The sequence below is a fragment of the Mammaliicoccus sp. C-M13 genome (assembly GCF_022386845.1).
Taxonomy (GTDB): domain Bacteria; phylum Bacillota; class Bacilli; order Staphylococcales; family Staphylococcaceae; genus Mammaliicoccus; species Mammaliicoccus lentus.
Genome location: NZ_JAJNHQ010000002.1, coordinates 143,278 through 167,366, shown reverse-complemented (window position 1 = coordinate 167,366; position 24,089 = coordinate 143,278). Strand labels below are relative to the sequence as shown.

General features: G+C 31.9%; 22 protein-coding genes and 2 other annotated features (1 of these 24 running past the window's edge). All 22 genes read right to left on the bottom strand.

The window, feature by feature from the left end; translation table 11 throughout:
* Position 1: 1 nt before the first annotated feature.
* Positions 2-1,915 carry a tyrosine-type recombinase/integrase gene (locus LQ615_RS02465; protein WP_029658482.1) on the bottom strand — a complete coding sequence of 638 codons (1,914 nt, stop codon included), beginning with the start codon at positions 1,913-1,915 and terminating at the stop codon, positions 2-4.
* Between the two features lie 2 nt (positions 1,916-1,917).
* The gene (locus LQ615_RS02460; protein WP_000867971.1) at positions 1,918-3,003 is read right to left on the bottom strand and encodes a tyrosine-type recombinase/integrase; all 1,086 of its coding nucleotides are present in this window, start codon (positions 3,001-3,003) and stop codon (positions 1,918-1,920) included.
* A gap of 113 nt (positions 3,004-3,116) precedes the next feature.
* Entirely contained in the window at positions 3,117-3,680 is a 564-nt protein-coding gene (radC, locus tag LQ615_RS02455; protein ID WP_239703691.1) for a RadC family protein, read from the bottom strand.
* A gap of 1 nt (position 3,681) precedes the next feature.
* Positions 3,682-4,395 (bottom strand): prepilin peptidase, encoded by a 714-nt coding sequence (locus LQ615_RS02450; protein WP_070044708.1) that lies wholly within the window; start codon positions 4,393-4,395, stop codon positions 3,682-3,684.
* Positions 4,396-4,565: 170 nt separating this feature from the next.
* Positions 4,566-5,963, bottom strand: coding sequence for a YfcC family protein (locus LQ615_RS02445; protein WP_064211073.1), 1,398 nt, complete (start codon positions 5,961-5,963; stop codon positions 4,566-4,568).
* Between the two features lie 103 nt (positions 5,964-6,066).
* Positions 6,067-7,326, bottom strand: a complete 1,260-nt coding sequence (locus LQ615_RS02440; protein ID WP_239703692.1) for a bifunctional folylpolyglutamate synthase/dihydrofolate synthase — start codon at positions 7,324-7,326, stop codon at positions 6,067-6,069.
* 8 nt (positions 7,327-7,334) lie between these two features.
* Entirely contained in the window at positions 7,335-9,965 is a 2,631-nt protein-coding gene (locus LQ615_RS02435) for a valine--tRNA ligase (RefSeq protein ID WP_070044706.1), read from the bottom strand.
* Positions 9,966-10,004: 39 nt separating this feature from the next.
* Positions 10,005-10,219 (bottom strand) — a binding site (T-box leader).
* A gap of 48 nt (positions 10,220-10,267) precedes the next feature.
* The gene (locus tag LQ615_RS02430; RefSeq protein WP_016999287.1) at positions 10,268-11,338 is read right to left on the bottom strand and encodes an AbrB family transcriptional regulator; all 1,071 of its coding nucleotides are present in this window, start codon (positions 11,336-11,338) and stop codon (positions 10,268-10,270) included.
* 90 nt (positions 11,339-11,428) lie between these two features.
* Positions 11,429-12,715 carry a glutamate-1-semialdehyde 2,1-aminomutase gene (hemL, locus tag LQ615_RS02425; protein WP_064204336.1) on the bottom strand — a complete coding sequence of 429 codons (1,287 nt, stop codon included), beginning with the start codon at positions 12,713-12,715 and terminating at the stop codon, positions 11,429-11,431.
* Position 12,716: 1 nt separating this feature from the next.
* Positions 12,717-13,700: a porphobilinogen synthase gene (hemB, locus tag LQ615_RS02420; RefSeq protein ID WP_239703693.1), complete on the bottom strand. Its 984-nt coding sequence runs from the start codon at positions 13,698-13,700 to the stop codon at positions 12,717-12,719.
* On the bottom strand, positions 13,700-14,377 hold the full coding sequence (locus tag LQ615_RS02415) for a uroporphyrinogen-III synthase (protein ID WP_064204338.1): 678 nt from the start codon (positions 14,375-14,377) through the stop codon (positions 13,700-13,702). The genes hemB and LQ615_RS02415 overlap by 1 nt, the downstream gene beginning before the upstream one ends.
* A 15-nt stretch (positions 14,378-14,392) precedes the next feature.
* Positions 14,393-15,319, bottom strand: coding sequence for a hydroxymethylbilane synthase (gene hemC, locus LQ615_RS02410; protein WP_016999291.1), 927 nt, complete (start codon positions 15,317-15,319; stop codon positions 14,393-14,395).
* A gap of 18 nt (positions 15,320-15,337) precedes the next feature.
* Entirely contained in the window at positions 15,338-16,171 is an 834-nt protein-coding gene (locus LQ615_RS02405) for a cytochrome C assembly family protein (RefSeq protein ID WP_016999292.1), read from the bottom strand.
* 20 nt (positions 16,172-16,191) lie between these two features.
* Positions 16,192-17,541 carry a glutamyl-tRNA reductase gene (hemA, locus tag LQ615_RS02400; RefSeq protein WP_016999293.1) on the bottom strand — a complete coding sequence of 450 codons (1,350 nt, stop codon included), beginning with the start codon at positions 17,539-17,541 and terminating at the stop codon, positions 16,192-16,194.
* A gap of 74 nt (positions 17,542-17,615) precedes the next feature.
* Positions 17,616-18,203: a ribosome biogenesis GTP-binding protein YihA/YsxC gene (gene yihA, locus LQ615_RS02395; RefSeq protein ID WP_016999294.1), complete on the bottom strand. Its 588-nt coding sequence runs from the start codon at positions 18,201-18,203 to the stop codon at positions 17,616-17,618.
* Between the two features lie 173 nt (positions 18,204-18,376).
* Positions 18,377-19,639: an ATP-dependent Clp protease ATP-binding subunit ClpX gene (gene clpX / locus LQ615_RS02390; RefSeq protein ID WP_016999295.1), complete on the bottom strand. Its 1,263-nt coding sequence runs from the start codon at positions 19,637-19,639 to the stop codon at positions 18,377-18,379.
* A gap of 126 nt (positions 19,640-19,765) precedes the next feature.
* The gene (gene tig / locus LQ615_RS02385) at positions 19,766-21,046 is read right to left on the bottom strand and encodes a trigger factor (RefSeq protein WP_016999296.1); all 1,281 of its coding nucleotides are present in this window, start codon (positions 21,044-21,046) and stop codon (positions 19,766-19,768) included.
* A gap of 92 nt (positions 21,047-21,138) precedes the next feature.
* The gene (locus LQ615_RS02380; RefSeq protein WP_239705955.1) at positions 21,139-22,074 is read right to left on the bottom strand and encodes a hypothetical protein; all 936 of its coding nucleotides are present in this window, start codon (positions 22,072-22,074) and stop codon (positions 21,139-21,141) included.
* A complete protein-coding gene (locus LQ615_RS02375; RefSeq protein ID WP_016999298.1) occupies positions 22,071-22,694 on the bottom strand; it encodes an NUDIX domain-containing protein in 624 nt (207 codons plus the stop codon). The genes LQ615_RS02380 and LQ615_RS02375 overlap by 4 nt, the downstream gene beginning before the upstream one ends.
* Positions 22,695-22,838: 144 nt before the next feature.
* Entirely contained in the window at positions 22,839-23,198 is a 360-nt protein-coding gene (gene rplT / locus LQ615_RS02370; protein ID WP_016999299.1) for a 50S ribosomal protein L20, read from the bottom strand.
* Between the two features lie 42 nt (positions 23,199-23,240).
* A complete protein-coding gene (rpmI, locus tag LQ615_RS02365; RefSeq protein ID WP_016999300.1) occupies positions 23,241-23,441 on the bottom strand; it encodes a 50S ribosomal protein L35 in 201 nt (66 codons plus the stop codon).
* Positions 23,442-23,466: 25 nt separating this feature from the next.
* Entirely contained in the window at positions 23,467-23,997 is a 531-nt protein-coding gene (gene infC / locus LQ615_RS02360) for a translation initiation factor IF-3 (RefSeq protein WP_064204340.1), read from the bottom strand.
* A 23-nt stretch (positions 23,998-24,020) separates the two neighbouring features.
* Positions 24,021-24,089: a sequence feature (ribosomal protein L20 leader region), on the bottom strand; it runs 59 nt beyond the window's last position.

The window sequence follows — 24,089 nt, the reverse complement described above, 5'->3', positions numbered from 1 at the left end:
TTTAATTCGTCTCCTTTAACGAATGAATAATCTGTTCTAATCTATTTTTAACACGTTCATTGGTTTCAACCTGACGCTGCCATTGGTTTTGTTTAGCCCTATTTAGTATTTCTTTAGTTCGCTCTAAGTGCTCTTCATGTTCAGTAAGAAATTGTTTACTTGTACAGAAATTCGTACAATCTAAACATGCATTTGCGTGAGGACATGGTCCTGCAATTACTGGTAACCGACAATAGCCATTAGGAAGTGCCTGTGCATTGATATTCTTTTTAAACCATTGAAGATCTGTATTGTCAGCTTCAGTATTTTCCTCACTTAAATCCAGAATGCTACCGTTATTCGTTACTAAGGTTTCCTTAAATTTCGTAAATTCCTTCTTTAGGGTTTCATCAAAAATATGTGCATATCTTGCCGTCATTTCCGGTGATTCGTGACCCAAGAACTTCTGGACAATATGTTGTGGCACTCCGTTATTTATCATTCTAGTGCCAACTGTATGCCGAAAGGCATGAGCATGAAAACGAAAAATTTCTCCGTTGCTGTCCGTTATCTTTTCTTCATAAGCTAGTTCATTTAATTTAACCCTAAAGGTATCTTGTTTCAATGGTGAGCAATCTTTTCGGGGAAACACATATACACATCCATCATCGAGTTCATCAGCCACCCTTTGCTCTTGAACTAATATCAATGCAGCAATTTCTTTAGAAATAGGAATGATATGCTCTTTCTTCATTTTCCACTGATAATACTTTAAAAAGCAATCCCCTTCTTTATCGGTTATGACGCTCCCTTTTTTCAATGTACAAAGTTCACTGATACGCATCCCGCATTCTTGAAGTACCATAACCATTGTAGCAATATAAGGTTCCAATTTATCTAATTTCCCATTTAATTGTTCAAGTATATGTTCATCAATATAACGTGGTAGTGCCTTCGGCACTTTAGGGTAATCTTCTTGAAAGATAAGGATCTTAGAAGGTGTATCCTTCCAGTCATATCTTTGAATTGTAGTAAAAAAAACGTCTAAAGTAGATATTCGTCCAGTTACAGTACTGGGTTTTAAACCTTTTAAATTAATATAATTAAAATATTGCTCAATTTCATTTCTAGTTAATTGATGAATCCTTTGTATACCTTCACAATTTTTGTTCATGAAATTAAAAAATTCTTTTAATTTTGAAGCTATATCTACTACGTGAGAAAAGCTAGCTGTGTTTAACATTAGTTTACAATATCGCTTAACTATTTCTTTAAAATAATTATTCTTAAAACCCTTAAAGTTGATCGTATATTCGTAGGATGTTGGGTTTACCTTATCTTCCGGTAATGATAATTTTCTTCGATTCCAAACATCTTTTTCCCATTCTTCCCCATCAAAATAGAAGTCCTCATAGAATTCCATAAACTGCTTAAGATGAGTAACGTAATAGGAATTCGCATGTACAGTAACTTTCTGCTGATTTACATCAAGTTTGTAATTAGTAGTCGTAGTTTTTACTTTTTGTTCTGTTAAGTAGGTCCGGTATTCTGTCAAAGCTTTTTTTATAGGCACTTCGGTTATCGATGTAATATTAGGATATTTTAAATTTAAAAATCCCATCATCCGGCTTATCACTGTTCCCTTTCTAATCCAAACGGATTTTGCATTCCAAGCTCCATTATTCAAGTGAAGGTAATAAAAATATTTTAATTCTGTTTTCAACCAGACATTTTCCACCTTATCGAAATTTACCCAACGATTTCTTAGTGACGGATTCTTACTTAACTCAATTGCACTAGGATGCGGACAAATTCTTATATCCCATCTATCTGCTGCCCAATAACCTTTTAAAACACTTGTCATATTAGCTATTTTTTTATTAATCTCTGTACTAGCGATAAGCTTTCGATTAGTTGCTACACTTGGAAATTTCATTGTCATGTTTCTCTCCCTTGAAGATACTTTTTATATTCATTCTTCATATCTTGATCAGAAAGATGAACATACGTATCAAGTGTTGTTTGTACATGGGCATGCCCTAATCTTTTTTGTACATATGCAGCATCCCATCCACTTCTAATAAGCTCTGTGGCATGCGTATGACGTAATATATGGGCAGTGAAAGTAATCCCTGTCCGTTTTCCTAGTCTTCTTATTAAGTCTAATACACTTTGATATTTTAGAGGGTGGCCAAAATAAGAATCTTTAAGATTAATAAATATATAATCATGATCTAAATCTTCCCCATATTCATGTACTAAGTAATCGGTATATAATGCCATTAATTCCTTACTTACATCAATAGTTCTTTCTTTTTTAAGTTTAATATAAGCTCCATTTTCATTATGATCTCTTGGCCTGATGTTAATCTGGTTATCCCATGTTGAAATATCTTCAATACGAAGGGATAATGCTTCTCCTATCCGAAGTCCCCCTTCATACATAAGCATAATAAGTAACTTATCTCTTTTGGTATGACATGCCTCAATTATTGCTTTGACTTGTCCATGTTCTAATACTTGTACAAGTTTCTTTTTGACCCTAAGCTTTAAAATATTTTTTTTATAGGATCTACCTTTAGAAATATGGTGAAGAAACCCCTTAAAGTTTCTTCCTCTTGCTTCTTTAGACATATCTATAGCTTTAAAATTTTCTGTGCGATTTAAATACTCTAAGAAACTAGTTACAGCGTTAAGTATGGAATTAACTGATGTTTCCTCTCTTTTAGCCTTCTTTGGTTGTATATCTATTACCTTTAAATGCCCTGCTGGATTTCTTAACCATCCTACAAAGTTTGCTAAATCCTCAAATTGTAAATCTCCTAATTCGATTCTACTTTGGCTCATAAATTCATAAAACAGCTTGAGATGATAACAATATGTTTTAATGGTATTTGGAGCTTTGCCCGTATTATCCAAGTACTTTATAAATCGCTTAACCGGTTCTATCACTTCAAATTCTTTATCTAGCAGTATGTATAACGGATATGATTTTTCCTCCACAATTACTTTCTGAACCTTCATCTTTCCACCACCTTTAAATACTTTAACTACTATTAATAATACCCTTATATATTTAATAGTTAAAGCACTGTAATTAAAAAATCCTAAACTTCGAGTACTTAGAGTACTCTAGTTTAGGATACTATGTTTAAAGGATCTCCACTAGGATGATTATGTGCTATTACAATAGACGCAGCTGAATGTTTAACCGCTTCTCTTAATAAATCACGTGGATGTACAATCGACATATTTAAAGAACCTATGAATATAGATTGCTCATGAATAATTTGATTTTTTGTATTTAATAAGAGTGCAACAAAATGCTCTTGCTTTAAATATCTTAATTTTTCCATAAGATAATCTGCAACATCTTGAGGTTCATTTATTTCTATTTTGTCCAATACAGTATTGCTATGCATTCTCTTTGCTAATTCTATCACTGCCAATATTGTCAAAGCTTTCTTCTCACCAATTCCATTTACACTTAATAACTCTGGTAATGTTAGGTGCCTTAAATCACGTAATTGATTTACAAGTTTTAGCACTTGATTTGCACAATCTATACTAGAAAATTGTTTACTACCTGAATTGATTATAATTGCTAATAATTCTCTATTTGTTAATCTATCAGCACCATATGATTTTAATCTCTCTCTTGGCTTGTCTTCTTGTTGTAAGTCTTTGATTTTCAATGACATATTAACCTCCTAAAAAATAAAGTAGTAATTGATTATTAAATATACATACACTTATTGATGAAATTGCTATATAAGGTACTAATGGAACTTTTGTTATAATAGATTTTTTAAATAAAATATAACTGATAGCAGAAATACCTGAAATGATAAAAGTAAACATAAATATAAGTAAAAATTGCTTCCAAGTTAAAATGAGACATAATATACAAAACAATTTCACATCCCCATAACCTATTCCACCTTTAGATAAAAAGTATAAAGTATGGATGATAAAAACGATTTCTAATGAAATTAATATATTTTCTAAATCGGGTTTGAATATCAAAATACCAGTTATAAACATGAGAATTAAAATATGATTAGGAACAATGTAGTATTTCATATCATATATAGCTAAAGGAATTAAAAATATAATTAAAAAATAATACAAATGAGGATTATGTATTTGAGGTGAAATTAGTGGCATAATAAATAAAATACTTAATAATATTTCAACAGTGATTAAATCTTTAGGTATGGACGTATTACAATATCTACATTTACCTTTGAGATAAATATAACTAAAAATTGGAATTAAATCTTTATATTCTAGTTTATGATTGCAATATGTACACTTTGAACGACATGTTAATGTTTTAAAATTGATGATTGTTGTACTTGTTAATTGATACATATAACTTGCTAAAATAGATCCTAAAATAAAGTATAAAAGCATTATTTATATCTCCTTAGTTGATATAAAATAATATATCAATTAAGGCCATAATATTCCTAATTTCATAAATTCAAAATTTTTAACTAACAAAATGAATAAGTTTTAAAACAGACAAAAAAACTTGAAAAAACCGCTATTATTAAGCAATTTCTTTCAAGTTTTTCATATTATTAATTAACTAGTATTAAAGCGACAAATATTCCGACCATACAAACGATTACCCATAGTAATAATAACTTCCATATAAATTTAACCCACTGTGTATACGGGATACCTGCTACAGCTAGTCCACCCATAAGTGAAGCAGAAGTAGGAAAAATACTATTACTAATTGCATCACCATATTGGAAAGCTAGTACAGCCATTTGTCTATTAATATTTAGGATATCAGAAATTGGTACCATTAATGGCATCGTTGTCATGGCTTGTCCTGAACCTGATGGTATAAAGAAATTAAGAAATAATTGAATAATAAACATCGTTCCAACAGTTATACTAGCAGGTAAATCTTGAATTGAATTTGTTAAATAGAAGACTATAGTATCAATTATTTTACCATCTTCCAATACAACTACAATTGCTTTAGCAAATCCTACTATTAACGCTCCAAACAAAATGGATTTCATACCATCGATTAGCGCATCAAATGTTCCATTGAAACCTAAACCACCAATAAATCCTGCCAGCAAACCTGCTACTAAGAAGTTTGCACTCATTTCATTGAATGACCAACCGAACTTGAATATCCCAAAGACATTAAAACAAATTGTACTTACAAGCAAAATTAAACATATAATTTGTCTTTTTGTAAATCGTTCGACTTTTTGGTTATCTTCACTTTCCTCAACTTCCTTTACTTCTATATCATATACTAAACTTTTAGAAGGGTCTTTTTTCACTTTTCTAGCATAGAACATTACGTAAAGTATGCCTACAATCAGAATAGCAATATAAATCGGTGTTCTTATTTCCCATCCTGAAAATAATGGCAATTCTGCGATCTTCTGTGCAACACCGACTGTAAAAGGATTGAGCATACCTCCTAGAAATCCAGCAGCTGCTCCCATTATAATCATAGCGGCTCCAGTCATTGCATCATAACCTGCTGCTCTTGCTATAGCTATTCCAATTGGTACAAATATAATCGTTTCTTCTGCTAAACCTATTGAAAATCCTAATAACGAGAAGATAAGCATCGTTAAAGGTATCATAAACTTACTATTTTTACCTAGCTTATTCATCGCTGCGTTTACACCGTTTGTGATAGTGCCAGTCTTATGTATTACGCCAAACGCGCCACCAACTAAAAAGATATAAAATATAATATCAGCACCACTTATTAAACCTTCAGGAATAGATCTAAAAATATCTAAAAAGCCAGAAGGTTCACTTTTTACAAAATGGAACGTCCCAGAAATTACTTCTTCTCTATCATTAACAGTTTTTCTATCAAACTTTCCAGCCGGTATAATATAAGTCAAAATAACACTTATCACGATAATGAATAACAAAATAGCATAAGTATGTGGATTTTTAAATGTGATATTTCTTTTCTTTTTTAACCCCATTAAATTCTCTCCTTCTTCGTTTGATTTTCTTTTACCCTATTATTCAGAAAATAATGAAAATATAAAAAAAGTATTGGATTAAAAACCCAATACTTTTTATCCATTATACAAGTAATTTACGAACTTCACTGATGAAATATAAACTACCAGTTATTATAAGCAAATCACCTTGATATGATTCAATGAACTCTCGATAATTTTTAACTTTCTCTATATGCGAATGCTCAACACTTTCATAAATTGTATCAATTGGTAATGCTTTTGGAAAATCAAATGTTGTAACGAAAAATCGATTCGCTATGTCTTCAAGACTATTTAACATTTTCCCAATAGGCTTTCCATCAATAGCAGCAAATAACACGTCAATCTTCTTATCTGAGTAATAATGCTGTAATGTTTTTACTAAAGCATCAATACTTTCTTTATTATGAGCACCGTCTAAAAAGATTAAAGGATTATCATTTATCTTTTCAATTCTTCCATACCACGTTACATTTTCAATTGCGTCAATCATCTTATTGAAGTCTAACTGGATTAATCCTCTTTGATACATTTCAATCAACGTTGTAATTGCTAGCGCAGCGTTTTCATGTTGATGATTACCTATCATTTTTAGTTTGATATTTTCTAATTCATAGTTGTCATAACGATACGTGAATTCTTCGCCTTCTGACACAACATATATATCCCTATCTAATTCCAAACCTTTATTATGATGATGTTCTACAACTTCTCTAATAAAATTCAAAGCATCTTTAGGTTTGATTGAATATACAAGAGGCACACTAGGCTTGATTACACCTGCTTTTTCACGTGCAATATCCATGTAAGTCTCGCCTAATATATTAGTATGGTCTAATCCGATGCTTGTTAATACAGTCATAATAGGTTGGAATACATTTGTTGAGTCGTTTAAAGCACCTAATCCCGCTTCTACTACAACAAAGTTAACTGGTCGAATTGTACCAAAATAAACAAACATAATTAATGTAATAACCTCAAATTCAGTTGCAGGACCTAGGTCTGTTTCTGCTTCAAGTCTTTCAGTTATAGGTTTGACTATTTGAACTAATTCAACTAGTTCCTCATTTGTAATTGGTTTACCATTTAAACTTATTCTTTCATTAAAAGTAATGATATAAGGTGAAGTAAAAGTACCGACTTCATATCCATTTGCTATTAGTGCATCACGAATATAACTAACTGTCGATCCTTTACCATTTGTACCAACTACGTGAATACCTTGTATTTTATCTTCTGGATGATCAAGCTTACTTAACATCCATTTCATTCGTTTTACACCTGGTTTTATCCCGAATTTAGTGCGTTCATGTATCCAATGTAAACTATCTAAATAATTCATAAGCCTTCCTAGCCTCTCAATTGTTCAATTCTTGCTAAAACACCGTCATATTTTTCTTGATAAGTTAATTTCTTTTCTTTTTCTTCGTTGATGATTTTTTCAGGTGCTTTTGCAACGAATTTCTCATTGCTTAATTTTTTGTTCACACGATCAAGTTCTTTTTGCCATTTGTCTAATTCTTGTTGCAATCTTTCAATTTCTTTATCCATATCAATTAAACCTTCAAGCGGTAATATTACTGTAGCACCATACACTACTTCAGTCATCGCTTTTTCAGGAACTTCAATTTTAGTATCAATTATTAACTCACTAGGATTACAGAAACGTTCTAAATAATCCTTATTGTTTATTAATTGTTCTTGTACTTTTTCATCTTTAGCTTCAATATGAATTGGCACTTCTTTAGACATAGGCGTATTAACTTCTCTACGTGCTTGACGAACTGATTTTATAATTTCAACTAATAATTGCATTGAAATTTTACTATTTTCATTAGACAATTCTGGTCTTACTTCTGGCCATGAAGCTTGGATAATCGTTTCGCCCTCATGTGGTAGAGCTTGCCAAATATGTTCAGTAACGAAAGGCATAAATGGATGTAACATACGCATAGTTTGATCAAGTGTATATGATAAAACAGAACGCGTCATTTGTTTTTTAGACTCGTCGTCACTATTCATAGGAATTTTACTCATTTCAATATACCAATCACAGAATTCATCCCAAATAAAGTTATATAATACGCGTCCAACTTCGCCAAACTCATACTTATCACTTAACTCTGTAACATGAGCGATTGTTTCATTTAAACGTGTTAATATCCATTCATCAGCAACTGATTTTTCTCCTGATAAATCAATATCCTCAACTTTAAATGATTCACCTATATTCATTAAGCTAAAGCGAGAAGCGTTCCAAATTTTATTAATAAAGTTCCATACTGATTCAACTTTTTCAGTTGAATAACGTAAATCATGTCCTGGTGAAGAACCTGTAGCTAAGAAGTATCTCAAACTATCTGCACCGTACTCATCAATCACATCCATTGGGTCTACACCATTTCCTAGTGATTTACTCATCTTACGTCCATCTTCAGCTCTAACTAATCCGTGAAGTAAAACATCATTAAATGGTCTTTGATCAGTAAATTCTAAACCTTGGAAAATCATACGACTAACCCAGAAGAAAATAATATCATAACCAGTAACTAATGTATTAGTTGGGTAGTAACGTTTGAAGTCTTCATCTTCTACATTTGGCCAACCTAAAGTTGAGAATGGCCATAAAGCAGAACTAAACCAAGTATCTAATACATCTTCGTCTTGAGTCCAATTTTCGATATCTGAAGGCGCTTCTTCGCCTACATATATTTCACCTGTTTCATTATGATACCACGCAGGAATTTGATGACCCCACCATAATTGACGTGAAATAGTCCAATCACGAATATTTTCCATCCATCTGTTAAATGTGCCTTCAAAACGGTCTGGTACAAAATTAATTCGTCCATCAGTCTCTTGATTATCTAAAGCTCGTTTAGCTAATGGTTCCATTTTTACAAACCATTGAGTTGATAAATATGGTTCTACAACTGCACCACTTCGCTCTGAATGACCAACAGAATGCTCATGCTCTTCAACTTTAATCAATTCACCAGAAGCTTTTAAATCTTCTACTAATTGCTTACGACATTCAAAACGATCTAAACCATTATATTTACCTGCTAATTCATTCATCGTGCCATCTTCGTTCATTACATTGATTTTTTCTAATTGATGACGTTCACCAATTTCAAAGTCATTTGGATCATGAGCAGGTGTAACTTTCATTGCACCACTACCAAATTCCATATCAACATAGTCATCAGCTATAATTGGTAGTTCTCTACCAATTATCGGTAAAATAACAGATTTCCCTATAGAATCTTTGTATCTATCGTCATTTGGGTTAACAACGATTGCAGTGTCACCAAGCATCGTTTCGGGACGTGTAGTTGCAATTTCAATAGAACCTTCTCCATCTTTAAATGGATAATTTATATGATAAAAATGACCAGTGATATCTTCGTGAATTACTTCGATATCTGAGATAGCTGTTTTTGTTTGTGGATCCCAGTTAATGATTCTTTCACCACGATATATAAGATCTTTTTTATACATCTCAACAAATACTTTCTTTACAGCTTGAGATAAACCTTCATCTAAAGTAAATCTTTCGCGACTATAGTCTAATCCAAGACCTAACTTTGCCCATTGAGCACGAATAAAATCTGCATACTCTTCTTTCCAAGACCAAGATTGTTCTAAAAATTTCTCTCTACCTAAATCATGTCTCGTTAAACCTTGCTCATTTAATTTAGCTTCAACTTTAGCTTGAGTAGCAATACCAGCGTGATCCATACCAGGAAGATAAAGTGTATCGTAGCCTTGCATTCTTTTCATTCTTGTTAAAATATCTTGTAATGTTGTATCCCATGCATGACCTAAATGTAGTTTCCCAGTAACATTTGGTGGCGGAATTACAATTGTATAAGTTTCTCTATCTTTATTCTCACTTGGTTTAAAATAATCATTTTCTAACCATTGTTCATAACGACCTTCTTCAACCTTTTTGGGGTTGTACTTAGGTTCCATTTCCATATAAATCACTCCTCATTAAAATAAAAAACCCGTCCTATAAACTAGGACGGGCTCAACCGTGGTACCACCTAAATTCAATATAAAATAAATTATATTGCACTCTTACGATTATCGCTCGCTCACGCGTTAACCTACTTAGTTTCAGATAACGTTCCAAACAAGGCTACCTTCAATCACCATTAATATGCATTTTCACCAACCATGCACTCTCTACCATTAATCAATGATTTACTCTTCCTCTTTAAATATTCGATTACTTTAATAATATAAGTACCGACTATATAAGTCAATATTGATTTATATTAATTCTTATAATTTTTAGATTGTTTTGTTAAAAATACTTTTATTAATGGCGCAACGATTAGCAAAATGAAAAATATTCTAAATATATGGTAACTGGATATCATTGCAACATCACCACCTGTTTCTAAAGCTACAACAATTATTTGTGCCATACCTCCAGGTGCAGCACTTAAGAATAAATCATTTATATTTTCATTAATAAATAGTTGGAATAAAAAGACGAGTAAAAAAGCACCAATAATAAGCATAATATTTTGAAATGCAATCGCAAAAATTGTTTTTTTCGTAATATTATCTATTAAATCAGCGATTTGAACCCCTATTCTAATACCAAATAGTATTTGAGCTATGATAATAAATTGATAATCTAAAGTGAAAACTTGGCCAGTTAATAAGTTCCAAGTTAACATGACTAAAATAGGAGATAATAAATAAGGAACTGGAAATCGGAATTTATAAAAAATGAGAAATGTTACTGCGATGCCAATTAAAATAATAAATAACTCTGGTATACTCAATACGTTAAATATAGAAGGTTCTTGTGCTACGTGACCACTTTGTTCACCATTACTACCATATATAGATGAAATAATAGGTACTAAAATAACTACGAACATAATTCTTGATGTTTGAGTTAAAGTAACTACTAATAAGTCAGCTTTTTTATTTTCTTCTGCCATAACAACCATTTGACTTAGCGCCCCAGGAATTGCACTTAACAAAGCAGTTTCAAATGTGACATTAGCAATTTTCTTAAAAACAATAGAAATTAATAATGCAATTAACAAAATGAATACTGACATTAGTACAATTTGTAACCATTCACCTTTAATATCATTTAATACGACAGGCGTAAAGGTTGATCCCATTTGTACACCTAATATTAAAAGACCTAAATTACCTAACCATGTTGGCCAAATAATTTTTCTTTTCATGAATTTGATTACAATTAAACTCGCAAATATTGGGCCAAACATCCATGGTAAAATCATATGGATTTTATCAAGGAAAAACCCTAGTACGATAGCAAGTACACTTACTAATAAAATATTCCATTTATTACTATTCATGAAATAACACCTCGAATAGATTATATCATTTTTACAATTAAAGACCCCGAAAAACGGATTATAATCCAATTTTCCGGGGATATATTAAACTTATTTTACAATTCTTGATAGAGCATTATCAAAAGCTTGGATTGTTTTTTCAATATCTTCTTTCGTATGTGAAGTAGATAAGAATGTACCTTCAAATTGTGAAGGTGGTAAAAATACACCTTCTTTAGCCATTTCTCTATACATATTACTAAATAATTCTAGATCAGATTTATTAGCTTCGTCAAAATTCGTAACTGGGCCTTCGTTTAAGAAGTAACCAATCATTGATCCAGCACGATTAACAGTTATTGGTACATTGTATTTACTGAATACATTTTTCAAACCTTCTTCTAATAAATCTCCTAATTCATTGAAGTATTCATAACTTTCTTCAGTCAATTGAGTTAATGTAGCATAACCACTCGTCATAGCAAGTGGATTACCAGATAATGTGCCCGCTTGATATACTGTACCTACTGGTGCTATTTGTTCCATAATGTCTCTTCTACCACCAAAGGCACCAACTGGCAAACCGCCACCAATCACTTTTCCAAGACAAGTTAAATCTGGTGTTACACCGAAATAGCCTTGTGCACAATTATAACCAACTCTAAATCCAGTCATTACTTCATCAAAAATTAATAAAGTATCATTTGATGTAGTTATTTCACGAAGTCCTTCTAAAAATCCGTCAACAGGTGGTACAACACCCATATTACCTGCAACTGGTTCTACTATTACAGCTGCAATATCATCACCATAATGTTCGAAAGCTACCTTAACTGATTCAATATCGTTATAAGGTACTGTAATTGTATTTTTAGCTGTACCTTCTGGAACACCTGGAGAATCTGGTAGACCTAGAGTGGCAACACCAGAACCTGCTTTAATAAGCAATGAATCACTGTGTCCATGGTAACAACCTTCAAATTTCAATATTTTATTTTTTCCTGTAAAACCTCTAGCTAAACGCAATGCTGCTAGCGTAGCTTCAGTACCTGAAGAAACCATTCTCACCATTTCTATAGATGGTACACGATCAATAACTAATTGAGCCATTTTATTTTCAAGAATCGTTGACGCACCGAAAGAAGTCCCTTTGTCCACCGCTTCATGTAATGAATTTCTCACTTTATCATCAGCATGACCAAGGATTAATGGTCCCCAACTTAATACATAATCTATATACTCATTACCATCAATATCATAAATCTTTGAACCTTTACCATATTCCATGAATATTGGATCAGTGTCTACTGATTTAAATGCACGAACCGGACTGTTAACACCACCAGGCATTAAATTTACGGCTTCGTTGTAAGCTTGTATTGATTTTTCATAACTCATATTAGTATTCTCCTTCATCTAGATATTTACAAATGTCTTTTGCAAAGTAAGTAATAATCATATCTGCACCTGCACGTTTCATAGAAATCATTTGTTCCATAACAATTTTTTCTTCATCTATCCAACCATTTAACGCTGCTGCTTTAGTCATGCTATATTCTCCACTTACATTATAAGCAACTACAGGTACATCAGTATTATTACGTACATCACGAATAATATCTAAATAACTTAAAGCCGGTTTAACAATCATCATGTCACAACCTTCTTTTAAGTCACTTTCTAATTCTCTAAAAGCCTCTAATCTATTACTTGGATCCATTTGATAAGTCTTACGATCTCCGAATGAAGGCGCACCATCTGCTGCTTCTCTAAATGGACCATAGAAACTTGATGCATATTTTATACCGTAACTCATAATAGGTATGTTTTTGAATCCTGCTTCATCTAAACCTTGTCTAATCTCCGTTACAAAGCCATCCATCATATTACTTGGTGCAATAATGTCTGCTCCTGCTTTTGCTTGTGATACAGCTGTCTTAACTAGTAATTTTAATGATTCATCGTTATCTACATCATGAGTCGTTTCATCTATAACACCACAGTGACCATGGTCAGTGTATTCACATAAACACGTATCTGCTACAACTAATAAATCAGGGAATTTACTTTTTGCTAAACGAGTGGCTTTCTGTATGATGCCGTCATCTACAAAAGCACCAGTACCACATGCGTCTTTTTCATTTGGAATACCGAAGAACATAACACCTCTTACACCTGAGTCATATGCTTCTTTAAGTTCTTCTTCTAATAAGTTTAAGCTTAATTGATATATACCTGGCATAGACGTTATTTCATTTTTAATGTTATCTTCTTCTATTACAAAAATAGGATAAATTAAATCTGCTTTATGAACATAAGTTTCTTTTACAAGATTTCTCATTGATTGTGAAGATCTTAATCTTCTATGTCTATCAAATTTCATTACTCTACCTCTTCCAATATTTTATTTAACATATCATTCAGTGTTGCACGTGGAGCAACTTTACATTCTTGATGGTATGTTTTTAATTTTTCTTCTGTTATTTCACCAATCGCATACACTTCAATATTATCAATCTTATTATACTTTTCAAAATAACTCGACACAGCAGATGAACTAGAAAATGTAACATGCGTTACTTCGTTATTTTCAATAAGTTCATGAACTTTATCTACATTTTCATAATTCGTTTTTGGTTCGTAAATATGAAGTCGTTGAACTTCATTGTCCCATTCTCTCAAATGGTCTGTTAATTTATTTCTTGCTAGTCTACTACAAGGGATTAATATTGATTGTTTATGCAATCGATTCTCTAAAGAATCCAATAAACCTTCTTGTGTAAATGTACTTGGCATAACTTCAATCGGTATTGAATAATCTTCAGCGAGTGCTTTAGTTTTTGTACCGATTGCTGCTATATGCTTTACATTTATTAAATTTAAATATGGCTGAAATAATTTAATGGCGTTTACAGACGTAAAAATAAGCCAATCATAGTATGGTTTTATACAAGATTCGTCAACTTCGATTGGAACAATATCTATAAAAGGATAATGTTTCAGTTCTATATCTTCGCGTTGAACAGTTCTTGTACTTGTAACCACTACAATTGGCTTCATTTTAACGACTCCTTATTACGCTTCTTCTTCATTTAGCTTTCTAATAATCTCATAAGCACCTTGGGCTTTTAACTCGTCAGATACTTCTTTACCTATTTCTACTGGATCAGTTCCAACTTTAGTAGATTCATATCTTTCTTTACCATCTGGTGACATTATTAAACCTGTGAATGTAATTTCGTTGCCTTCTTTAGTTGCATAACCAGCAATAGGCACTTTACAACTACCATCCATTTCACTTAAGAAAGTTCTTTCACTTGTAACACATGTTTTAACTTCTTCATCATGAACAGCATTTAATATATCTAGTAATTCTTTATCATCACTTCTACATTCAATGCCGAGCGCACCTTGACCGATTGCTGGCATCATCGTATCTTCACGTAAGTACTCTGTAACTATATCGTCACCCCAGCCCATACGTTTTAATCCAGCTGCTGCTAATATAATTGCATCAAAATCTTCAGTACGTAACTTTTCTAAACGTGTATCAATATTACCTCTTATCCATTTAATTTCTAGATGTGGGTATTTCGCTAAAATTTGAGCGCCTCTTCGTAATGAGCTTGTCCCAACAATACTGCCTGGTTTTAAATCAGCTAGTTTGACGTGATTGTTAGCTACATATGCATCAAAAGGTATTTCACGTGGTGGTATGCAACCTAATGTAAGACCATCAGGTAACACACTTGGCACATCTTTCAATGAATGAATAGCAAAATCAATTTCACGGTCGAATAAAGCTTGTTGAATTTCTTTAACGAACAAACCTTTTCCACCTACTTTAGATAATTGAACATCAATTATTTTATCGCCTTTAGTGACAATTTCTTTAATTTCAATATCTAAATCTGGAAATTTTTCTTTCAATTTATCAATAAATTGCTGACTTTGTGTCATCGCTAATTTACTTCTTCTTGAGCCGACAATAATTTTACGCATATTTTCCTCCATGATCATTTAGTTAAACCATTGATGAAATCCTGAAAATTTCGAAACCACCAAATAATTTATCATACAAACTAAGAATATCATAATATTAGCAACTACTAATGTCTTAGTTTTAACAGTTTTTCTTACTCGTAGGAATAAATATATACCATATAGCAATAAGACAATTAATGATCCAATTACTTTTAAGTCCAACCAAATCTCACTACCAATAATGATTAGACCCCATTGTATTCCTAATATTAAACTTATTAACAAGACTAAGAAGCCTACTAAAGAAAATCTAAATACATTTTGCTCTAGCTGTTCAATGCTTCCCATTCTAAAAAACTTTTGGTTAAATGTCTTTTCTTTTAAATTTTTTCTTTGTAATAAGTATAAAATTGCATGTGATGTACTCAATGCAAAGATAACATAACTCAAAATCGCTAATGAAATATGAATGAGTAATAATTCATTCATCATGTTTGCGGCAGTATTTTCGGCATCATATTGTTCAGGTCTGAAAGTATGAATTGTTAAAAATACAAAACCAATTAAATTAATTATAAATACTGTTAAGTCAGTTGATTTAAAATAGTTTAAAACTAACGAAACTGTAATAATCATCCAGGTGTAAAAATAAAAACCTTCAAATAGGGTTAATATCGGAAATTGTTTAGTCGTAATGATATACATGCATAAAAAGATTGTTTGAAATATCCAAACAATCCCTAATGCATAGTAACCAAGTTTTCGTACTTTATTATTCTTTTGAATAAAATCATAAAAGTAACACCCTAAACATATCATATAGATGATTAAAACAACCTCATGCAAACGTACTGCAATTATATCTTGCATAGCATCACCATTTAATTAAATTAAGATTCAACTGTATTAGGCGTCAATTGAACTTGTTTAGATTCTTTCTTTGTTTCTGTTTTATTTTCATTTATTCTCTCAACTTCATTTGTAATGTTGAAGATTTCTTGGAATAATTCTAATTTTTCATCAGATTTTTTATCTGTTGATAATTCTTTAGCTTGTGTAATAGGATCTTTAAGTAACTGATTGACGATGCTCTTCATATGTTTAGAGATTACTTTACGTTCTCTTTCAGTCATGTCAGGTAATTTTCTCTCAATGCTTGTCATTGTATCTTGTTGTATGTGAGAAGCTTTGTCTCTCAAAGCAGTTATTACTGGTACAACACCTAACATATTAACCCACTCTTCATGCTTATCAATTTCTTTAGCAATTAATAGTTCAATTTCACGCGCAGCTTTCTCACGTTCTGCTAAGTTTGCATCTACTAGACCATTTAAGTCGTCTACATCATAATTAAACATTAATTCTAAATCGTTAACTTCTGGATCAATGTCACGTGGAACAGCAATGTCGATAAGAACTAAAGGTTTATGCCTTCTAAATCTTTCAACATCTCTCATCATATCTTTTGTTAATACATATTGCTCAGCACTTGTTGAACTAATTACAATATCAGCTTCCATTAAAGAACATTGCAATTCGTTTATGCTTTTTGCTACACCTTTATATTGCATAGCTAAAGCCTCAGCTTTTGCAACAGTACGGTTTAAAACAGTTATATCTGTCACGCCACTACCGTTCAAATTCGCAACAGCTAATTCTGCCATCTCACCGGCACCTATGATTAACGCTTTTTTATTATCTAATCTGCCTAATACTTTTTTAGATAGTTCTACTGCAGCATAAGAAACTGAAACAGCATTAGATGCGATATCTGTTTCACTGTGAGCACGTTTAGCTAATGTAACTGCTTGTTTAAATAAACGATTAAACATCGTTCCAGTAGTTACTTCTGTTTGTGCAGTTTGGAAAGCGTCTTTCATTTGTCCTAAAATTTGAGTTTCACCTAATACCATAGAATCTAACCCAGATGTCACTCTGAATAGATGTTCTATTGCATCATTCTCAGTTAGAACATTTGTGTACGTCTTAATTGTATCTAATGATTGATTAAACCAGTCAGCTAAAAATGATTGTATATAGTATCTGCCTGTGTGTATTTGATCTACTACGGCATATACTTCTGTTCTATTACATGTTGATAAGATTACACATTCTAATATAGATTTTTTGTTACTAAGAGTTACAAGCGCGTTTTCAATTTCTTGATCATTAAACGCTAATTTCTCGCGCATCGCAACGTCTGCAGTTTTATAGTTTACACTTACTACAACTACATGCACTTCTAACGCCCCCATTAATTTATGTCCAATGTCTTAATTATAACATTTCTAATCTAGGAATGTGAGGAATTTGTTTAAATAAATTGTGACAATAATGCCCAAATATTGTCCGTCTTGTCTTTATTTAATGAAGAATAACTAATTAATACGTCCTCAGATTCTATTTCCAGTGTTTCTCGAATAATTTTGAGATGTTTTTGAACTTTACCTTTTGGTATTTTGTCTTCCTTAGTAGCAACTATAATCGTAGGTATTTCAAAATGCTTTAAGTAATCGTACATCAATATATCATCTTGTGTAGGTTTGTGGCGTATATCTATAAGTTGTATTACACATTTAAGTTCTTTTCTCGTTGTTAAGTACTGTTCAATCATCTTGCCGAATTGTTCTCTTTGTTTTTTACTTACTTTAGCATAACCATATCCAGGCACATCTACAAATATTAATTGTTCATCAATGTTAAAAAAGTTTAAAGTTTGTGTTTTACCTGGTTTAGATGAAGTTCTCGCTACTTTTTTTCTAGAAATAAGTGTGTTAATAAATGTTGATTTACCTACATTTGATCTTCCACTCAATGCTATTTCAGGTAAGCCTGTTTCCGGATATTGTTTAGACTCTACTGCACTAATTATAATGTCTACATTATTTGGATTTATTTTCATTGTAATCTCCTACATCATTCGTTTCTTTTATTATAGCTTAAATCATTAAATAATTAAACATAGCAATGTAGTGAAACAACAAGCTCTTATTTTTAAAAAGTCTTTGTAATGTCACCACTGCTAAAGAAAGAGTCCGAGACAATTATCATGTCCCGGACTCTAGATTTTATAATTTAAGCTGATGTTTTTTCATCGTTTAATAAGTTACCTTCGCTATCATATAAGCTTGGGTTCTTATGATCTCTAATTGTCTCTTCTGTTATAACGACTTTCGTTACATCATCGCTTGATGGAATATCAAACATGATATCAATTAGAGCTTCTTCAATGATTGAACGAAGACCACGAGCACCAGTCTTGCGCTCTATAGCTAATTCACTGATAGCACCTAAAGCCTCATCAGAGAATTCAAGTTCTACATCATCTAGCTCTAACATTTTAGTATATTGTTTAACTAAAGCATTTTTCGGTTTAGTTAAGATATTTTTAAGAGCTTCAACATCTAACGTATCTAAGTTAGCTACAATTGGAATACGACCAATAAATTCAGGAATTAAACCATATGACTGTAAGTCTTCAGGTCTAATTTGTGAAAGTAATGATTCTTCATCGCTGATTTCTTCTCCAGCACTACTAAAACCAATTACCTTTTCACCTAAACGACGTTTAATAACTTCATCGATACCATCAAAGGCACCACCAAGAATAAATAAGATATTTGTTGTATCAATTTGGATAAATTCTTGGTTAGGATGTTTTCTTCCTCCTTGAGGTGGTACGCTTGCTGTTGTACCTTCAAGAATTTTAAGAAGTGCTTGTTGAACACCTTCACCTGATACATCACGAGTTATTGAAGTATTTTCAGATTTACGTGCAATTTTGTCGATTTCATCCACATAGATGATTCCTTTTTCAGCGCTTTCAACATCAAAGTCTGCAGCTTGAATTAATCTTAATAATATATTTTCAACGTCTTCACCAACGTAACCTGCTTCAGTTAAACTTGTAGCATCTGCAATTGCAAATGGAACATTTAATGATTTAGCTAATGTCTGAGCTAGTAATGTTTTACCACTACCAGTTGGACCTATTAGTGCAATATTACTTTTTTGTAATTCAATACCATCTTCACTTTCTGAAGGTTGTTGAACACGTTTGTAATGGTTATAAACAGCTACTGCTAATGATTTTTTAGCGCTTTCTTGACCAATTACATAGTCATTTAATTGCTCTAATATTTCTTTAGGTGTAGGAACTTCAGTAAATTGTTCTGGTTCTTGTGATTTTAACTCTTCTTCTACTATTTCTGAACAAAGTTCTATACATTCATTACAAATGTAAACACCACTACCAGCTACAAGTTTCTTAACTTGATCTTGTTCTTTACCACAGAAAGAACATTTTAAGTTTTCTTCACCATCGTTAAATTTAAACATTTTTACACCCCTATTCTTCTTCTAGACTATACTAAAAGTACTTTATTATTTCAAATTAAACGGGTTAAAAAAGAATAGTAGCAGAAATATTCTGCTACTATGATCTATTTTAATACCGAATAACGATTATGCTTCTTTAGATTCATTAACTAATAAGTCGATAACTTTTTGGATTTTTAGGTCATTAACTAAGATATCATTATTACCTAAAGTAGATTTAATATCTTCTACAGATAATCCGAATTGTTCACTCATTTTTGTTAACTCAGCTTCAACATCTTCGTCTGAAATTTCAATGTTCTCAGCATCCGCAATAGCTCTTAAAGTTAAATTAGTTTTAACACGTTTTTCAGCGTCTTCTTTCATTTGAGCTTTAAGTTCTTCTTCTGATTGTCCTGAGAATTGATAATATAAATCAAGGTTTAATCCTTGTTGAGAAATACGTTGTTCAAACTCTTGCATCATACGATCTAATTCAGTGTTAATCATAGCTTCTGGAATATCTACAGTAGCATTATCAGAAGCTTTTGTAATTGCTTCTTCTTTTTCAGTAGCGTCAGCTTGGTTAACTTTAGCTTCTTCTAAGTCTTTACGTAATTTTTCTTTATATTCATCAACTGTTTTTACAGATTCATCAAGTTCTTGAGCTAATTCATCATCTAATTCAGGAACTTCTTTACCTTTAACTTCGTTGATTTCTGTTTTGAAAGTAGCTTCTTTACCAGCTAATTCTTCAGCGTGGTATTCTTCAGGGAATGTGACAACAACATCTTTGCTATCATTAGCTTTAAGACCGATAAGTTGTTCTTCAAATCCTGGAATAAATGAACCTGAACCAATTTCAAGATCATAACCTTCAGCTTGTCCACCTTCAAAAGCTTCTCCATCAACATAGCCATCAAAGTTAATGTTAGCTACATCACCTTCAGCAATTTCACCATCTTTAACTGTTAATTCAGCTTGACGACTTACCGCATCATTTAAAGCTTCTTCGAATTCTTCGTCAGTTACTTCACGGTCTTGCTTTTCAATAGCTAAACCTTTGTATTCACCTAATTCTACTTCAGGTTCTACAGTTACAGTTGCTTCAAAGATAAGTTCTTTACCTTTTTCCATTTGTGTAACATCGATTTCTGGACGATCAACAGGGTTGATTTCTGCTTCCTCTACTGCATTACCATATGCTTCAGGTAAAATAAAATCTAAAGCATCTTGGTATAATGATTCAACACCAAATCTTTGTTCAAATAATGGTCTTGGCATTTTACCTTTACGGAAACCAGGCACATTAATTTGTTTAACAACTTTTTTGAATGCTTTGTCTAATCCTTTATCTACTTCTTCTTTTGGAACCGTAACAGTTAATAAACCTTGGTTGCCTTCTTTCTTTTCCCATGTTGCTGTCATGAATAAAAACCTCCGTGATTATCCTAATTTATTAATTTTCAACTCTTTAATTATAACATAGCTTTTCAATGTTTCAACTATAGTGTTTATATTCATTCAAATTTCTGAATAACGCCAATAAATTGTTCCCAATCATCTTGGCTCACACTTTCATAGTTAGCGTCTATATTAAGGCGTTCTGATAAAAGTTTCAAGTAACATGCTATTAAAACTTCATTTTTAATAGATTTAAATTCGATTGGATAAAGTAAAATGGCATGTTGATTTAATATAGAGTTACTTAATTCTATAGACGCTGGGCTATCTATTTCAAGTTGTTCAATAATTTTAGGTATAATATTTATTTTAAAATCTGTTCTTTCAATGCCACTAAGTTCTGTAGGAACAATAGCTATATTTGTATCTATTTTATTAAATTTAACTTCAGCTGACCATTCTCCCAAACGTAAATACTCTAATATTAAGCTTTGAACATTTGGATGTAACGGTTCATTCTCAATAATTTGAGCTAATGTTAAATTGAAAATACCTAGATGGTTATCTATTAAATCTATTAATAATTGCACTTGTTCCTCAAAGTTTGTATCTTTAAAAGTCTTTAAAATTTCTGAAGCTTTAAGTTTCCTTTGTTCTAGCTTATCTTTTGCTAAATCTTGCATTGGTATTAAAGTCATTCTTGTTGCATGGTCAATAGCTTCATCTTTAATTTGATTTATGATTTCCACTACAGTTTGATACTGTTCTAATTGAAATAGGCTTTCTACAAAATATATTACAACTTGATCATATTGTTCGTGACCTTGGTTTAATAATATACTTGCTTCTTCTCTTAATTCTAGATAATGACCGCAAGACTTTAAAACTTCACATTTCATCAACGATAATTGTTCATCCATTTCAAAATGTTGTTCATATGTTTCGAATGATTCATATGCTTTATCATATTCACCATCTTGCATTGAAGTTTTAATATTTGTAATTAATTGATTCTTTAATTTAGGAAATGGAATGATATCAGACAAGGTCACTCACCTCTTCTATATAAGCCGTCTATAATTAAGCTACTCCATGTTTCATAATTTTTATTATTCGCTAAATCTGATTGTTTAACCCAATTAATTTTCAAGGTATCAGTTTCTTTAGCTTCAACACTTGATTCATTTACTTTTAATTTAAAAACTAATCCGATGTGTACTTTACCAACTTCGTTTTGGTCGTCATTAATAAAGCCGATTAGTTCCATATTTTTAACATTTTCTTTATCAAGCCCTACTTCTTCTTCTAATTCTCTTTCTGCATTATCTCGAATCACTTCTTCTACATTTGTAGCATTTGGAACATCATTCATATGACCGCCTACACCAATAGAACTTAAGCCATGAAGTCTACCTTCTCCTCCACCTGTTAGTCGTTCATATACAAGTATTTCATCATTTTCATTTTCTAAAATACAATATGAAATAAGTTGTTTATATGAAGGATCTTCTTCCATGTCCCCACGTCTTTTAACTTCGTACTCATTAATTGTTTCATAAATATATTTCGTTTCTTCATCTTGAATAGATTTAAAACCATCGAATTGATAAGCTTCATCTTTAAAAATTGTCTTTCTAGGGACAACTGTAATCATTTCATCAAATTTAGACATAGTATTCTCCTTATAAGTTGTTCTTCTTTATTTTATCAAAGCGTATATAAGGCGTAAAGAAGATACCTTTATATTAAATTTAATCTTCTTTATAAAAAAAGAGTCCAGGACATGGTAAATGCCCCCGGACTCTATATATATTTATTATTTTGCTAAAGCATCTTTAGCTTTAGTAGCTAATTCAGCAAAAGCTTTTTCGTCTGAAATAGCGATTTCAGATAACATTTTACGGTTAACTTCGATACCAGCTAATTTAAGACCATTCATTAAACGGCTGTAACTGATGTCGTTTTGACGAGCCGCAGCGTTGATACGAGCAATCCATAATTTACGGAATTCACGTTTTTTCTGACGACGGTCACGGTAAGCATAGTTACCTGATTTCATAACTTGTTGCTTAGCAACTTTGTATAATGTATGTTTTGATCCAAAGTAACCTTTAGATAATTTTAAGACTTTTTTACGACGAGCTCTCGTCACTGTTCCACCTTTAACACGTGGCATGATAATTCCTCCTTGAACTGGACCATTAGTCCAATAAATTTATTATTTTACGTACGTTAACATTTGTTTAACTCGTTTTACATCTGATTTAGATACTAAAGTAGATTTACGTAATTGACGTTTAGCTTTAGTTGATTTGTTTGCGAATAAGTGTGAAGTAAACGCTCTAGAACGCTTTAATTGTCCTGAACCAGTTCTTTTAACACGTTTAGCTGCTCCGCGATGAGTTTTCATTTTAGGCATTGAGTTTTCCTCCTAGTATTTCGGTTTATTTTTCGTTTGTGATAGGCGCTAACATTAGGAACATTGAACGCCCTTCCATTTTAGGTCTTTGCTCAACTGTTGCTATATCTTTACAAGATTCTGCAAAGCGTTCAAGCACGCGTTGACCAATTTCTTTATGCGTAATCGCACGACCTCTAAATCTAATAGATACTTTAACTTTATCTTCTTTAGATAAGAATTTTTGAGCATGTTTTAGTTTAGTTTCAAAGTCGTGTTCTTCGATAGTTGGACTCAATCGAATTTCTTTAACATTAACAACTTTTTGCTTTTTACGAATTTCTTTTTCTTTTTTCTGTTGTTCGAATTTATATTTTCCGTAATCCATAATTCTTGCAACAGGTGGTTTAGCACCAGGTGCTACGATAACAACGTCTAAATCTACTCTTTCAGCCATTTCAATAGCTTCTTGTTTAGATTTAACACCTATCTGTTCACCATCTTGGCCAATTAGTCGAAGTTCTTTTGCGCGAATTCTGTCGTTAACTTGAGTCTGATCTTTAGCTATGGTTGACACCTCCTAGATTTTTACGAAGTCGTCCAAGAAAAAAAGAGCGAATGCATAAATGCACCCGCTCTTATCCATAAACATTAAAGGTTTATTTTTAC